We start from the raw sequence: 16,837 nt of genomic DNA, 5'->3' as shown, positions 1-16,837 counted from the left end.
TAACGTGAAAAATAATAATTTAAAAGCCTGTTGTTCTGTATTGCTACTTTGTTGGGCTCTGCCCTCATTTGCGCAAGATGTTAGTCATAATTTTTCTACTTCACTGGTATTAGGGGTTAGTGAAGGTGACTCAGATACTAATTTAGCCAGTGATGATTTAATGATAGGTTATGACGTCGCTTATCAGTATCGTTTTGATCAAAATTGGGGGGTGGAAGTTGGATTTCGTCAAGTAGAGCCTGAAGGGTTCACCGCGTTGTTTAATTCTCTTGTTCACAATGATTTTGTTATCGAAAAAGCATCTTCAGTGAGGGCGACTGCAGTGTATTCTTGGCCGCTATCAAAACGGAATAGCATGTATGTGAAAGTTGGAGCTCAGTTGTCTAGTGTCAACTATCAACGAATGGAAACTGTCGCTAATGGTGATATAACTGGGCTTGTTGATAATGATAAAACAAGCGCATCAGTTTATGCCGGTTTGGGCTGGCGCTACCAGTTTGACTCAGGAATTGAGCTTGGTGCCAGCTACGATTACCAAGACATGGACATCATCGATGCTAAACTGTTTAGCTTAAACTTTGGTTATAGTTTCTAGGGTCTGTTGATCTTTCAGGATTAAATTTTGTGCTATTTGAGCATTTATCTGTTCAAGGCGTGAGCAGTGATGCTTAGCCATCTAAGTGAGCTGGTCACAACACAGAACAGTGAATGCTCAAAAGCATCGAAGACAGCGTAAATTGGTCGCTCTTTCTAAATCAAAGGTGCTGCGTTATCGTTTTCTTATTTGGAAACGAAGTAACGACAGTTTTGTATGTCGATAATAGCCAAATCTCACAAACTCTGCCTTGCATAAAATAACCAATTTATCGCTGCAAAAACAATCACGAAAGATCAACAGCCCCTAAATTACAAGCTCAGGTTACTTTTTACTGCTTTGGTAGCTGAATACCGACACTGATAATATTGTCGTCGACAACTTCGGCGACTACCCACCTTAATGTTTTCCAGCGAAATTGATCTCCAATAACGGGTCTACTACCAATTTTTGAGTTAAATAAGTCTTTTACTTCCCAGTCTTGATGTTCAGTATCAAGTTCGATGGCATATAAGGGTGCAAGATCGATAAGTTTTATGCTTGGATCGATAAAAAAGTCACCTAAAAAACGAGTTGGATCTTGGCTTTCTTTGGTTTCAGGTGCTTGGCTGAATAATTCACTGAGTGCATTTAAACTTTCTTCTTTTCCAAGCACACATAAAATGTCATCAACTTTAAGGGATACTCTGCCTGTAGTATTGAGCATTTTTTGTTTTCTAAACAGTGCGACCACTTTTGTATCTGTAGGCATGGATAAACTACGGAGTGGTTCGCCAATACACCATTTTTGTGCACCAAGTCGGTAAACAAATATTTCCCATTCACTTTTTGGGTAAACCTCAATACCAGAACGTGAGGACGGTACAGGCTTTGGGGGCAATTCTACTTTTGCTACTTTTGCTGCATATGCAAGAGAGGAGCCTTGTACTGTTAAAGAGATAAGCACAACAAAAAAAGCTAAATTGAAATATAGCTGTGCGTTTGGTAGCCCTGCCATCATCGGGAATACAGCTAAAATAATCGGAACTGCCCCTCTTAGTCCGACCCAAGATATAAACCATCTTTGACGTTTACCGAAGTTTTTAAATGGCAGTAAACTGGTCCAAACTGCAATTGGACGACTGATGAGGATGATCCCAAAAGCAAGAAGAAATCCTGGAACGATTAAGTCAATCAAGTCGGATGGTGTGAGTAATAGTCCAAGTACTAGGAACATTACGATCTGACATATCCAAGTCATACCGTCTAATACATTTAAAATTGAATGGCGTCCACGAGTGGGTTTGTTACCTATCACCACCCCTGTGAGATAAATGGATAATATCCCGCTGCCACCTAAGCTGCTGCTTAATGCATAAATCACTAAGCCACCGCTTAATGCGAGGATTGCGTATAAGCCCTCATCAAGTTGGAAGCGATTGATGGTTTGCCACAACAGCCAACCTCCACCGAGTCCAAGTGCTATACCAATGCTGAAATGGGCAACAAAATGAGTCAGAAACATTCCAATTGAATGCTCCGAGCTTGCTGATGTCAGCAGACCAATTAAAGTGACTGTTAAGAATACCGCCATAGGATCGTTGCTACCAGATTCAATCTCTAACGTAGCACCAACTCGTTCATTAATACTCCTTCCTTTAAGGAGTGAAAAAACCACGGCGGCGTCTGTCGAGCCGACAATTGCGCCAAGTAGTAGTCCTTGGATCCATGATAAATTAAATAACCATATGGCCATTATTCCTGTTAAAACTGTGGTAATGGCAACACCTATGGTAGCTAAAGAGAGCGCTGGCCATAATGCAACGCGAAAACTCATCACTCGAGTACGCATTCCACCATCGAGTAAAATAATAGCGAGCGCAAGGTTACTGACTAAATAAGCGAGAGGGTAATTATCAAATTGAATTTGACCGATACCATCGACCCCAGCAAAAATACCGACCACTAAAAAAACCAATAAGATAGGAACGCCTAATCGAGAAGAGAGCGGGCTGAGCAAAACACTGACGGCAATAAGTAATGAGCCAATTAAAAAGAAGTTGTTGATAGTATCAGTGTTCAACCATAGCTCCTATTGTGCGAATGCTCGTATGTGATTAATTTATAGGGGAAATATGTTGTTTGTTTTTACTTTAAAAAGAAAGCATAGCACAATTTTTATTCATAGTGGCTAATGAGCTTTTCATTCGAGTAATTCGTTTTTTGAGTGTGAGATAAGTAAAATAAAGTTGAAATTCATCGTTGTTTCATATGTAACACCAATTACAGTAATTGGTATGAGTACCTGTTTGAGCGATACTATGATTGATAGCTCAATTCACATCATCAGCCCACTAACCGGTTTTTGCTCGAAAAACATTCATTCATTTACCCTAGCTTTGCTTACAAATAACTCCGGTTATTTATTAAAATACTTAAATTAGAATTCTTCTATAAATTCAAATATCTGCCAAAGGTTTACACCATCCATATAACATTGTGAGAATATACTTTTAATAACACATTCCAATTTTGCATTTGTTTTAACGGCCGTTTTTAATGGATGAAGTAATGAATATATGGGATCTTGAGTGCAAATAGCTTTTGGGGTTGAACAAATAAGATCTAAAAATTCATCAAGGTTTTGATAAGAAAGCCTGTCAGTTAAATAGGTATAAAGTAAGTCGACTCCTTTGCTGTCTGGAACAGAATCGTGAGCCAGTGCTAAAACGAGTGGTGGTAATCTGACATAAAAATCTTCATTAGCGAAACTCATTTGAAAAACATCTACCATTTCATCAACGGGATTGCATGAAAACAGACACTGTGATCTCCAGTCTGCTGTATAGGATTCGTTTTCTAGTTTATCAACTTCTTCTTGTAAGCAAAGGGTTTCATTTGATAAAGAAGGATCAGGTTTTAATTGAGCCAACAACTTAATTTTTAATTGTGCTTTGATCACCTCCTTTCGCTCAGTGAAGTGAGAAGTAACTTGCTGGCTGCAAAGTTTCGCGAATGTTTGCGTCGACTCATAAGTTGGGGCTTCAGGTAAAACTAGTGATTTCCAGCCAAAATGATTAATTAAAATCTCGGATTGTTGCTGCTCGTATTGTTGTTTTAATACATATTCGTATATTTTTTTATTGAGATAAGAAATGACTAAAGTGGAAGGCTCATGGCGCTTACTTGAATTATGTTCAATTTTTAAAAGTTGGTCGGCTGGTTGTTGTAAAAAGTCTCTTATCACAAAAAAGCGTACAATTATTTTTTCTAACTCGCTCGAATCTTGAGATAATGGCAATACGCTGAGTTGCTTCTTTAATGCTATTAAGTCGCCTGTTTTGCTAAATTTAGCATTTACTACTTTATCTCTAGGCCCTGCTTCAAGTTTTCTTGGCTTATCAAATAAAAACTTTTCGAATTTTCTTTGAGTGAATTCAGAACCGCCGGGAAGCGTTGGAGATTGAGTATTTAATGGAAGCGTCATTTATTAATACAAATAGAAAGTTATCCTTACAATACTAGCAGGTAAACTGTTCCAATTAGCTGGAATTAACGGTAATTAATATGCCGTTTAACTGCAGTTATAAAAGTTTTTTATAACTTTAAATTATGTTAATGCTTCAAGATAAAAGTTAATAACAGCGGTGAGCATTGTAATCGAAATTATTATTAAATTAGATAGTTCAAAAATGTTAACGGTTTTATTAATGTCCGAAATACTTGGTAGTTTACCGTATTCAATTTTATTTATAGATACTTTTATTGCGTTATAAATTCTGGGCCCGCCAAGTTCAATGTTTAACCTAAATGCAAGTAAACTCATATTTAAGGTATTACAGCCTGACATTTCAAATGGGATTATTTTTGTAAAAAATAACTGCCAACTTCTTATCTTACAAGGTTCTAGTAATAAAAAGCTCCAAGCAATATTTGGAACGTATAATACGATACGGTTAATTTTATGAATGAGGGCATTAAATTTATGAAAATGTGGGTTTGAACTTGGCCAAGCTAAACCTAATTGTTTGAGCATTTTCAGCAATACAGCAAGATAAGTTCCACCTAATAAATAACCGAAAACGACTATAATATTTGTGCTTCCCAGTTCTGCCATTTTCTCAATACACGCTTTGCTAATGCCAATAGCTGAAAGTTTGTTGGTATCTCGTTGACACCAAAGTGCAAGTAATTTTTTGGCTTGAGCATTATTTTGTTGATTGAGTTGCTGTTCAATTTGGCTCGATGTTTTACTGAATCCGTTATCCAGCATACAAGCAAATAGAATCAACACTTCGAAAAACCAAGGGTAAATTGAAAGCTCGATCAAAAATATGACTACAATCCAAAGCGGGAATACCAAGCTTATTGCTGCCAGAGTACCTGCTATGATTCTCTGATTAGCGGATCTATTCGGGTGATTTACTTTTTGGGAAAACGATATGGCGAGCTGCTCAAAATGGTATAAAGGTTGTTTACGCCGCGGAACCGAAATGAACTGAGCTAATAGCATTGCCACTAACAGTATGCCAACTTGTTGATAAAAAATAGAATCAAGTTGTATCTTTGTCAGAAACGTATCCAGCATTGTTAGTGGTTGCTCCAATTAAAATGTAGTGTTGAGAATATTTAACCTAAAAACATCAGTTGAACGCTGAGTAATATGAGTAACTGTTTGAGCAATAGAATGATTTTATCATCATGACTTTCACCCAATGAGTGAAGTACTCTACGCTTGAGAACGCAGTCAACTGATGTTGCTAGGTTTAAAGTAGCTCCACTAAGGCTAGTACAACAAGGGCAGAATGCTGTCCGGCTTTGACAATGTAAGAATCAAAATCAACCGCTGAATCGCTATTGGCGTTATCGGATAAAGAGCGTATTACGACAAAAGGCACTTTGAATTGATTACAGACTTGAGCAATCGCAGCGCCTTCCATTTCACAAGCGGCCATAGTCGGGAAATTAGCTAACATTGTTTTGGTTATCACTGGATCACAAACGAAGGTATCACCTGAGCAGATAAGCCCTTCAATGGCTTTGACTTGTCCAACCTTTTCAATGGCGCCATGGGCAGCATTTACTAATGATTCATCTGGTGTATATGCGGCTGGATTCTGTGGTAATTGGCCAATCTCGTACCCGAAGGCCGTTAGGTCAACATCGTAATAGCGAACTTCTTTGGAAATTACGATGTCTCCAATGTCTAATTCATCACAGAAGCCACCAGCCGATCCAGTGTTTATGATCCTGTCTGGAGTAAACTCATTGATCAGTAAAGTCGTTGCCATACTCGCCGCAACTTTTCCGATACCAGAGCGAGTAACGATAAGATCGTGATCTGCATATTGGCCACAAATAAACTCGAGACCCGCAATTGTCTTTGTTTGTGGGTTAGTTAATACTTGAATTAGATGCGCTACTTCTGGCTCCATTGCGCCGATAATACCAATCTTCATTTATACGCCTTTAACAGGTTGCATTCCCTGTAAAATGAAACCAAAGTAGGGAATGAAAAAATAAGGACGGTAATTTATCATTTTTTATCAGATAAGTAATCCAAAATGCCTAGGGCTGCCTTTCTTCCTTCAGCAATTGCTGTCACGACTAAATCAGCACCTCTTACCATGTCGCCGCCGGCAAAAACTTTAGGGTTATCTGTTTGAAATGGATATAGAGTGTGATCAACTATTACCTTTCCACTTTCATCAACATTTACGCTTTCTTTTGCAAACCAAGGACTTGGGCTTGGTTTAAAACCGAAAGCAATAATCAGTGCATCTGCGGCGTAAATTTGCTCTTTATGGTTTTGATGCTGGCTTTCAAATGATTGATCCGTTGCAATGCATTTCACTCCGATAACCTGCCCGTTTTCAGCTTCTATTGAGATGGGTTGACGGTGAAAAATAAACTCTACACCTTCTTCGATAGCATTGTTTACTTCATTGACTGAGCCGGGCATAGAGGCTTTATCGCGTCGGTAGATTAAAGTCACTTTTTTAGCGCCTTGGCGTACAGCGGTTCGAACACAATCCATCGATGTGTCACCGCCGCCGAGCACAACAACGACTTTGTCTTTAACGTTGATATAAGGGTACTCAGCCTGAGGGGATTGCATTAGCGCTTGGGTATTAGCGATTAAGTAAGGAAGCGCTTGATAAACACCAGTGGCGGTTTCGTTAGGTATGCCAGCGGTTATCGCTTTATATGCCCCCATACCTAAAAATACCGCATCATGGTTTTTTTCTAGGGTTGAAAACTCAATATCATCACCAATTGTGGTATTAAGTTGAAAGCGGATCCCCATTGATTCCAACAGTTTTCTACGGGTTTGAATCACGTCTTTTTCAAGTTTAAATGCAGGAATACCATAAGTGAGTAAACCGCCAATTTCAGGATATTTGTCATAAACAGTGGCTTTAATGCCGTTTCTGGCGAGTACGTCAGCACAGGCTAACCCAGCTGGTCCTGCGCCAATAATGGCCACTTTTTCATTTCGGTTTACGACATGAGATAAGTCAGGTTTCCAGCCTTGAGCGATGGCGGTATCGGTAATGTATTTTTCTATATTGCCAATGGTGACTGCACCAAAGTCTTCGTTGATGGTGCATGCGCCTTCACATAATCTATCTTGTGGACACACTCGACCGCAAACTTCAGGTAAACTGTTGGTTTGATGAACGAGATCAGCGGCCTCCATTAATCGCTCTTCTTTGATCAATTTTAACCAGTTGGGTATGTAATTATGAAGTGGACATTTCCATTCGCAATATGGGTTACCGCAATCTAAGCATCGATCAGCTTGAGCTTGAATGTTATCGTTTTTATCTGGCTGATAAATTTCTATAAATTGTTGCTGGCGTTGTTCAATTGAATGTTTACGCGGCAAGGCTCTTTTAAGTTCGATAAACTGAAAATCATTACTCATTGATTATCCCTGCCTTAATATAAGTTCTGGTGCTTCATTGATATCGTTGAGCAGTGCGTTGACATGACTATTTTTGGGTTTTACAAGCACAAAGCAATGTTTGTAATGCTCAAACTCTAGCAGTAACTTTTTGGCGTGTTCACTGTTTGTTTCATGAACATGTTGAGCGATTAACTGTTTTAAATTTTCTTGATGATCTTTATGTTCGAGCTTGAGAACATCGACCAGTTCAGTATTAACGCGTTGGCTAAACTGATTGAGTTGATCAAACACATAAGCCATACCGCCAGTCATACCTGCACCAAAGTTCACACCTGCGCTGCCTAGAACGACAACGGTTCCGCCTGTCATGTATTCACAACCGTTGTTTCCAATGCCTTCAATGACGGCAGTAGCACCTGAATTTCGAACAGCAAATCGCTCACCAGCTCGGCCTGCTGCAAACAATTGTCCACCTGTGGCACCGTATAAACAGGTATTCCCCATGATAGAGGCCTGCTCAGAAGCAAATAAACTGTTTGAGGGAGGGGAAATGACAATTCGCCCACCAGACATCCCCTTTCCTACATAATCGTTGCTGTCACCCACCAAGTACAGGCTCATTCCTTTGGTATTCCATACTCCAAAACTTTGGCCAGCGGTGCCTGTAAAACAAAGTTTAACTTGGGTTTGTTTTTGGGTTGGCTGTGTTTGACTGGCAATGTAACCCGCTAAGCTTGCACCTACTGAACGGTCGGTATTTGTGACTTCAAAGTGGCCGATGTAACTGGAGTTATTATCAATTGCTCGTTTGCAGGAGCTTAATAATGTTTGGTTCAATACTCCTTTATCTTGACATGGATTTGGTTGGCTCCAGGTTTTGGGTTTGTCAACAGGTGATGTGGCTAAGGCTGTAATCGCTGATAAATCAAGGCTACGATGTTTGTCAGTACTACCCTTGTTATTGGTTAACAAATCGCTACGGCCAACAAGCTGCTCTAATGAGCTCATACCCAGTTGAGCTAATTGTTCTCGCAAATCGCGAGCCAGAAACTCAAAATAGCTGATAACGCGCTGGGCATCACCATGAAAGTTTTGCTCTCTTAATCGTTTGTCTTGTGTGGCTATACCCGTTGCGCAGTTATTTAAATGGCAAATTCGTAGATATTTGCAACCGAGTGCTAACATTGGAACTGTGCCAAACCCAAAGCTTTCAGCACCGAGCATGGTCGCTTTAATGATATCTGTTGCGCTTTTTAAGCCTCCGTCTACTTGCAGTCGAACCTTATGGCGGACGCCATTTGCCACAAGGGTTTGATGCACTTCTGCTAAACCAAGCTCCCACGGTGATCCTGCATATTTGACTGAGCTTAATGGGCTTGCTCCTGTGCCACCGTCGTAGCCACTTATGGTGATCATATCTGCATAGGCTTTTACGACACCTGTCGCAATAGTCCCAATACCGGGAGCTGAAACTAATTTGACCGATATTAGCGCCTTAGTGTTGACTTGTTTTAAGTCGAAAATTAATTGCGCTAAATCTTCGATTGAATAAATGTCGTGATGAGGGGGAGGGGAGATTAAGGTCACCCCCGGTTTAGCAAACCTTAGTTTGGCGATTTCAACACTGACTTTATCTCCGGGTAATTGTCCGCCTTCACCGGGTTTAGCGCCTTGAGCAATTTTTATCTGGATGATTTCAGCACTCATTAGATATTGCGCTGTTACGCCAAACCGACCAGAGGCGATTTGTTTAATTGCAGAATTATTTTTGTTGTTAAAACGGCGCGGATCTTCACCTCCTTCGCCGGAGTTTGAATGTCCACCAAGGTGATTCATTGCAACAGCAAGAGCGACATGTGCTTCGGGGCTCAGTGCGCCAATACTCATTGCTGCGGTATCGAATCGTGGAAAAAGGTTCGAAGCAGATTCCACTTTATTAATGTCAATAGGAACCGTATCACCCGTAATACTCAGTAAATCACGTAAGGTCGCAATAGGGCGTTTATCAACAAGCTCACTGAATTTTTGATAGGCGGAATAGTCGTTTTGATAAAGGGCTGTGTGCAAGGTCGTGACGACATCGGGATTAAAACTATGATATTCACTATTGGCCACATATTTTAGCTGTCCGCCTTGAGGTAAATCGTGATGTTGACGATAGGCTAATTTGTGAAGCCTTGATAATTCTGCGGCAATATCATCAAATCCAATACCTTGAATTCGACTGCAAACGCCATTAAAACACATATCAACCACGCCTTTGCTTAAACCAATGACCTCAAATAAACGGCTACAGCGGTAAGAACCTATGGTGCTGATCCCCATCTTGGATAATATCTTACATAGACCTTTTTCAATACCAGTTCTAAAGTTTATCGAGAGCGTCACAATATCAGAATTTTTTCTTTTTATAGCGATAGCTGCAATGGACTCATAAGCTAAGTAGGGGTATATCGCGGTTGCGCCAAACCCCAATAAAACAGCAAAATGATGCGGGTCTCGACAGGTTGCGGTTTCTACGATGATATTGCTGTCACAACGTAAATGATTATCCACGAGCGCTTTGTGAATTGCTCCAACAGCCATAGCTGCGGGTATCAATTGCTTTTCTCGGCTGATATTGCGATCAGACAGTACTAACAATGTGGTACCGTTTTTGGCTAGCTCTTTAGCTTTTTCAGTGATTCTGATTAAAGCCTCTTTAAGGCCTTCTTTGTTGTCATAACTTAAGTTAATGGTGTTGTGTTGGTAATACTTTTGATCCAACGACATAAGTTGACTGAAATCGCTATAAACCAAGATGGGTGAGTCAAACATAACTCGATAAGCGTGTCCCGTCGTTTCATTAAACAGATTCTGCTCTCGTCCCGCACAGGTTGTTAATGACATGACGTGCTTTTCGCGCAAGGGATCGATAGGGGGATTGGTAACTTGGGCAAACTTTTGCCTAAAGTAGTCATAGATTGAGCGAGGTTGTGAGGATAATACAGCAATTGGCGCGTCATCTCCCATTGAGCCAGTTGCTTCTTGGGCATTTACTGCGAGAGGCCAAATAATCTGTTCAAGTTCTTCTTTGGTATAACCGAACATTTTTTGATAAATCGACAGTTGGGAAGGTGATAGATCATTTCCTCCCTGTTGATCAGATGGAATTTTATTGGCTGGCACTAATGTTGTGCTGTGCTTTTTCATCCATTCTTTGTAGGGGTGGCGTCTTTTGAGATCATTATCAATTTCGAAAGACTGAAACAGGCGGCCATTTTGGGTATCAAGTACTAATAATTCACCGGGCCCAATACAGCCTTTATCAACAATAGCATCTTCGGCATAATCCCAGATCCCAACTTCAGAAGACACGGTCAGTATTCTGTCATTGGTGATCACATAACGGGAAGGTCTTAAACCATTACGATCCACAGCGCACGCTGCGTATCGGCCATTGGTCATTACGACGCCAGCTGGCCCATCCCAAGGCTCCATGTGCATGGAGTTGAAATCATAAAATGCTTTTAAATCTTCGTCCATTTCAGGATTATTTTGCCAAGCAGATGGGATCAGTAATCTCATCGCTCGATAGAGATCCATGCCGCCAGAAAGTAACATTTCAAGCATGTTATCGAGAGAAGAAGAATCAGAGCCGACTTCATTTACAAATGGTGCAGCTTGTTGAAGATCTGGTAATAAAGGCGAATGAAATTTATAAGCTCTGGCTTTAGCCCATTGCCGATTACCTTCAATGGTATTGATCTCGCCATTGTGAGCTAAGTAACGAAACGGCTGCGCTAACGGCCATTTAGGGGATGTGTTGGTCGAAAAGCGCTGGTGGAATAAACACACAGCACTTTTAAATTCAGGATCTGTTAAGTCTGGGTAATATCGACCCAGATCTTCAGGCATCATCAAACCTTTGTATACAATGACTTGACCGGATAAACTGGCTATATAGCAGTCATTTTCAGTAACACTTTGCTCTATGCGTCTTCTTGCCATGTAAAGTCGACGTTCGAGATCCTTTTCGCGCCAACCAATGGGAGAGTTGATTAGTACATGAACAATTTTAGGCTCACTCGTTGCCGCAATCTTACCCAGTACACTTTTATCTGTTGGCACTGCACGCCAGCCAGCAATACTCAGCGTTTCTTTAGCGAGTTCTTGTTCTATTTGTTCTTTAGCTTGTTGGGCAAGGGTTGGGTTTTGACTCAAAAATATGACACCAACAGCAAATTTACGGCTTAAATGCCAATCTTGTTGTTCGGCAATTTGAGTAAAAAACTCTGAAGGCATTTTCATTAGTATGCCACAGCCATCACCTGTTTTTCCGTCTGCCGCAATGCCGCCTCGATGTTTCAAGCGGTCTAAACTGTGAATGGCTGTTTTTACAATTGAATGTGTAGCATCACCGTCCATTTGAGCGATTAATCCAAAACCACAGTTTTCTCGTTCAAAGCTTGGGTGATATAAGGTCATACATTACATCCTTAGTAGTTAAGTTTTATAGTTATTCACTTTTGGTAATTAAAATATCTGTTTGGAGTTGAAAGATCAATCGATAGATAACGGTATTATTTATCTTTTTTAAAACTTATATGTAACTTTGTTGTGATTAACTTGTCACAACTCACGTGTTTATAAGAGATTTTCTAGATAAAAATGAAGGAAATTATTCAAATGCGAATATTAATTACCAGTCATAATAATGAGTATTTATTCAGTTTTGTTTTCGGTGAATATCAATCTAGATCTGGTAAGTATAGGAGAGAATTAAAAAAAATCGCCAAGCGTTAGGCGTGGCGATAAGTGAATAAAGATCAGAGATACTTGGAAATGAGTTCGGAGCTTATGCTGACTTTGACTCTAAAAATTGCTTAAGCTGCTGTAAATCTGTACTGGCTTGATCAACAATCGCTTGCAACCAAGTGTTATGTTCACTTTCCCATGAGGCTTCTTCGCCATGTTGTAGTTTTTGTGCAAACAGCTGAATTCGTTTTAAACCTACTGATCCAGCAGCACCTTTGAATTTATGGGCTTCAGCACAGAGGGTATCTTTGTCGTTTGCTTCTTTGGCTTTTACTAAGTTTTCGACATATTCAGGCATTAATTGTTCGAATAAAACCACACTTTTTAAAAGAGTTGCGGCACCAATGGCGTTACAATATTGCTCTAGGGTGTTGAGATCTAGGATGATGTCTAAATCAGTGTTCGCCATTTCTTTACCTCTGGAAATTATGCTAACTAAAAAATAGAGCGTAACATCATACCGAGTCAAAAGTGTTCTGAAAAGCTAAAGTCTCATTTCGTAACATAGTTGCGATAGGTGTATTCAAGTTATTAACATTATGGAACAAAGTCATCTATGAAAAGTTTACCGAGTTTAAAAAACTTGTTTTATTTGGTTAATTTATATCGAGAGCGTAACTTTAATCGAGCAGCTAAAGCTTGTTTTGTCAGCCAGTCAACTTTATCAACGGGGATCCAAAACCTAGAAGAGCAGTTGGGACAACAATTAATTGAGCGTGATCATAAGTCATTCATGTTCACGGCAACGGGAGAAGAAGTTGTTGTAAGGGCTCAGCAGTTATTAACTGATGTAACCGATCTTATGGAATTTACTCAGCAACAGAGTGAGCCAATGACAGGGAAGATACGAGTTGGTTGTATTCCAACGATCGCTCCATTTTTACTTGGCCGTTTGCTTGAACACTGCCATGAGAAGTATCCAAAGCTTGAGTTGCAGGTAAAAGAAGATACAACAGAGCAGCTTTTATTGGCGTTAGAAAGTGGCACGCTCGATGTATTAATATTGGCGTTACCTGTTGATACTGGCACTTTTCATACTATGAAAGTCGGTGTAGATCCGTTTAAAATGATCATGCACAGCACTTTTTGTAATGCTTTATCGGTTCCTGTTGATTATAAAGAATTACCAGATAATAGTATTTTCTTACTCCAAAATGAGCATTGCATCACTGGTCATGCTATCAGTGCCTGTCAAATGCAAAACACAGCCAAAGTGCATCCATTCAGCGCGACCAGCTTACACACATTGGTGCAAATGGTTAACAGCAAGTTAGGCGCAACGTTTTTACCTCAAATGGCGATCGATGCTGGAATTTTAAATGGGACTGGCTTATTAGTGTTAGAGCCCCCCGGAGAAGCGCCATATCGAGATATTGGTATAGCATGGCGCCAAACGTCAAGCCGAATTCGAAGTTTCAGAATGCTAGGTGATGAAATTAATAGTCTACTAGCCGACGTATAGCCCTAGACATAATTTATACCAATTACAGTAATTAACTTCCCACTCAGCAAGAGCTAAAGGATTTCAGTACAAGGCGCAAATTTGAAGTACTATATACCCTACGGCCGCCATACAAAGCTGGCGTTCAACGCACTTCGTGCTTTTGTCGGGATAATTCAAAAACTTGTAACGCAGTAATGGAAACCTTTAGCCTTGCCCTTCGGGAGCTTGTATGTGTTCAAATTACTACGCAAAATTGTCTCAACGTAGCAATGTAATAACGACAGTTTTGTATGTCGGTAATAACTATGTCTTCATCAATTCCACTTGTATTTTGAACACATACATAGCTCTGAGCTGGGAATTTAATTACTGTAATTGGTATTAGTTACAAAATGACTGTATAGCAGCTATAAAAAGCTATTGCATCTTATTTTATGAAGCAGTCAGGTTACCTAAAGGGTATAAATGGTAGCCTTTCTTATTTTAACCTAGAAACATCAGTTGACTGCGTTCTCAAGCGTAGAAAAAATGGCTGATAGTAAGGCGTAGCTTGCAGCAAGTAGTTATTCTACTTGCAAAAGTTACAACGCAGATAGCAGTCATTTTAGCAAGCTTGTGAGCGTAGAGCATTTCACTCATTGGGTGAAAAACATGATAATAAAATCATCGTATTGCTCAAACAGTTACTCGTATAATCAGCGTTCAACTGATGTTTTTAGGTTTAACACTGTACTTTTTCATGATAAGTATCGATAAGAAGCTTGCAAATAATCCTTTCATCATTAATCACTATGAAAATTTTTCTACTACTGAAGTTGATTTTGAACACTTTCAGTGTTCAAAACATTGTTGTCCCGCTCTGGAAGAATTTCATGCTTTCGGAGAAAAATATAAAACAACAATGAAGTGTAATCGATCAACTTCAAGAGTCACGACAACGGAACTACAGTGCTTTCATGAATTAGTTGCCAAAATTAACGAGGTTGAAAGAGGTTTACCTTCTATTTTTTACTGGGCATTTGTAAATATTAAAACCCATAACACATTGAAGCAATTGATGATCACCTTAAGCAGTCTTTTTAAAAACAAAGAATTAGATTTTGAAGTAATGAGGGGCAAATCGATTTCATTTATCATTGTTGTATTGCATTTATATTTGCGACATATAAAAGAATCAAAACAAATAACAGAGAAGCAAGAATCAGCTATCTATAATTTAATCGAAACAGTCAATGCAATTGCTCAACAAGTGATACCACAAAAAATTAATTCCATGTTTGCTGTAACGAAGCTATGCGGAGTAGAGATGATCCCACATGAAAAAGCTAAAGGTTATAGTATGGCTATATCTAATCATTCTTTAATTTCGTATCAGCTCATTTTAGGTTTGATTTTTGACACGATAACGAATAAACAGGGTATCTATAGGCCTTTTGATAAACAAACAGCCACTCAACTAGTCAAATTTTTCGCTCATTTGAAACAAACTTTGATAGAGATTGCATGCGGCCCGAGCGATGATGAGCTCTGCTATTAATGAATGTGGTGGAAAAAAAGTTGTTTTAACAAGCGATATCGAAAACTCATCTGAGAAATTTCCTATTCATAAATTTGAAAAAATTGATGCTATCGAATTATGCAATCGCTATAAAGGACTGAAGGTATTATATATCTGTTCACACCCATTGCCTTTGATGTTTGCAGAGATGGCCACGAAATGTACTCGTCCGATTGTTATTTTTCAAATAGGATATAGTTACATGACTACACCAGATGAAATAAAAGGTAAGGGAATTATTTTTTCTGTAAGAGAAATTGTACTCCCTACATTTGAACCATATATTTCTGATGAAACTATAGAGTTAATTTATATACATATGTCAGTAAAGGATATACGACTTTTCGAAGAGCAAATACCCTCAGCGTATCTTGGAAAGTTTAACTCTACGTGTCAAATCTTTGCTTGAAATTGAAACGTTGACTTTTTCAAGCACCTGATAAGTTTTAGAACTTTTAAATTTTTGATGAAACTCGTTTATGTCCATCGATGTGCCAGCTGTGATTGCTGGCAAAATCAAAACTGCCTCATTCCGTGACATTGATCAGCTTAAGTATTCATCTAAAGTGGCTGTTTTTTTGTAATCTTTTTGTTAACTAAATTTAACTTGAGAGACGAATTCATATTTGTTCAAATCGTTTTATGTCCACAATTTATTAATCCAATGCTCCCAGTCCACTGCTCTACGGAATCCTTAAGTGAATTTTATATTTCACAAGATAGTTGTCCGCCTCTAGAGGAAACAACAGAAACAACAGAAACATCGCCACAATTTTTTGACACCAAGCTAAAAGAAAGTTCTGATCATTTTTATCAATTAGAAAAATTTATATTGAACAATTGGGATTGTGGGGCAATAGATCTAGTTTCAAATGATGATTTACTGGCAAGTCTTACAAAGCTCAGGGACTTCGATTTTACTATTCTAAAGAGTCCGAGATGGGAAAAGGATTCTATAATATTTGTTGCGAAGCATAAGGTTAGCCAAAGAATCTATGCAATCAAAGTGCACGAAAATAGTTTTAAAACTTGTAGAAGAAATTACCAGAGACATCGAGCTGTTTTGAATAACTGCTCTAATCTTTCGACGGTACATGGAGCAATACAAATTGCATCAGCCTCTGGTAAATCATACATAGTTGTGATTTATGATTTTGCTGTTGGGATTACACTTGACCAAGCATTGAGACAACAACAATTGACAAAAGAAGAAGCTGTTTATGGATTAATTTCTTTGAGCTTGGAGTTAAAAAAAGTAGATTTTAATGTCTTTTTTAAGGATAAAACAGATTTCATTTATACCGAAAATAATGAAATTGTTATTACCGATTGGGATAAAATGTTTCAAACTAAAAATACCAATTCTGAAGAGACTATCTCTAGTAAATGTAACAGTTTTGTATGCCATATGTTTTGCGAAGAAAATTCAGATAAAAATTTCAATTAAATTAAATAAACTCATTCCTGTCCAAAAACGAGTCAACCATATGATATTATTTAATTTGTAGCTCATTTAAATTGGTTCATTTATAGAATCATTTAAAGTGAGCAACA

General features: G+C 38.9%; 12 protein-coding genes. 5 read left to right on the top strand and 7 right to left on the bottom strand.

What is annotated here, in order from left to right:
• The first annotated feature begins 4 nt into the window (after positions 1-4).
• Positions 5-595 (top strand): porin family protein, encoded by a 591-nt coding sequence (locus tag E2I05_RS17300; protein WP_165905456.1) that lies wholly within the window; start codon positions 5-7, stop codon positions 593-595.
• A gap of 331 nt (positions 596-926) precedes the next feature.
• Here the strand turns inward: E2I05_RS17300 and E2I05_RS17295 are convergent, their stop codons facing one another.
• The 7 genes from E2I05_RS17295 to E2I05_RS17265 form a co-directional block, all read right to left on the bottom strand.
• Positions 927-2,657 carry a potassium/proton antiporter gene (locus E2I05_RS17295; RefSeq protein WP_121852881.1) on the bottom strand — a complete coding sequence of 577 codons (1,731 nt, stop codon included), beginning with the start codon at positions 2,655-2,657 and terminating at the stop codon, positions 927-929.
• Positions 2,658-3,014: 357 nt separating this feature from the next.
• Positions 3,015-4,061: a hypothetical protein gene (locus E2I05_RS17290; RefSeq protein ID WP_121852882.1), complete on the bottom strand. Its 1,047-nt coding sequence runs from the start codon at positions 4,059-4,061 to the stop codon at positions 3,015-3,017.
• Positions 4,062-4,184: 123 nt separating this feature from the next.
• Positions 4,185-5,162: a cobalamin biosynthesis protein gene (locus E2I05_RS17285; protein ID WP_121852883.1), complete on the bottom strand. Its 978-nt coding sequence runs from the start codon at positions 5,160-5,162 to the stop codon at positions 4,185-4,187.
• Positions 5,163-5,340: 178 nt separating this feature from the next.
• The gene (locus E2I05_RS17280) at positions 5,341-6,033 is read right to left on the bottom strand and encodes a 5'-methylthioadenosine/adenosylhomocysteine nucleosidase (RefSeq protein WP_121852884.1); all 693 of its coding nucleotides are present in this window, start codon (positions 6,031-6,033) and stop codon (positions 5,341-5,343) included.
• Between the two features lie 77 nt (positions 6,034-6,110).
• Positions 6,111-7,502 (bottom strand): FAD-dependent oxidoreductase, encoded by a 1,392-nt coding sequence (locus E2I05_RS17275; protein WP_121852885.1) that lies wholly within the window; start codon positions 7,500-7,502, stop codon positions 6,111-6,113.
• Positions 7,503-7,505: 3 nt separating this feature from the next.
• Positions 7,506-11,951 carry a glutamate synthase large subunit gene (gene gltB / locus E2I05_RS17270; RefSeq protein ID WP_121852886.1) on the bottom strand — a complete coding sequence of 1,482 codons (4,446 nt, stop codon included), beginning with the start codon at positions 11,949-11,951 and terminating at the stop codon, positions 7,506-7,508.
• 370 nt (positions 11,952-12,321) lie between these two features.
• Positions 12,322-12,690, bottom strand: coding sequence for an Hpt domain-containing protein (locus tag E2I05_RS17265; RefSeq protein WP_121852887.1), 369 nt, complete (start codon positions 12,688-12,690; stop codon positions 12,322-12,324).
• 147 nt (positions 12,691-12,837) lie between these two features.
• Between E2I05_RS17265 and E2I05_RS17260 the strand changes: the two genes are divergently transcribed.
• From E2I05_RS17260 to E2I05_RS17245, 4 genes are all read left to right on the top strand, one after another.
• A complete protein-coding gene (locus tag E2I05_RS17260; protein ID WP_121852888.1) occupies positions 12,838-13,743 on the top strand; it encodes a hydrogen peroxide-inducible genes activator in 906 nt (301 codons plus the stop codon).
• Between the two features lie 721 nt (positions 13,744-14,464).
• Complete coding sequence (locus E2I05_RS17255) at positions 14,465-15,262, top strand: hypothetical protein (RefSeq protein ID WP_145964478.1); 798 nt, start codon at positions 14,465-14,467, stop codon at positions 15,260-15,262.
• Positions 15,243-15,692: a hypothetical protein gene (locus E2I05_RS17250; RefSeq protein WP_133309766.1), complete on the top strand. Its 450-nt coding sequence runs from the start codon at positions 15,243-15,245 to the stop codon at positions 15,690-15,692. Before E2I05_RS17255 ends, E2I05_RS17250 begins: the two co-directional genes overlap by 20 nt.
• 180 nt (positions 15,693-15,872) lie before the next feature.
• Entirely contained in the window at positions 15,873-16,730 is an 858-nt protein-coding gene (locus tag E2I05_RS17245) for a hypothetical protein (protein ID WP_121852890.1), read from the top strand.
• Positions 16,731-16,837: the final 107 nt, after the last annotated feature.

It is taken from the genome of Parashewanella spongiae, assembly GCF_004358345.1.
GTDB classification, from domain to species: domain Bacteria; phylum Pseudomonadota; class Gammaproteobacteria; order Enterobacterales; family Shewanellaceae; genus Parashewanella; species Parashewanella spongiae.
This window is presented reverse-complemented; position numbering and strand designations above follow the sequence as displayed.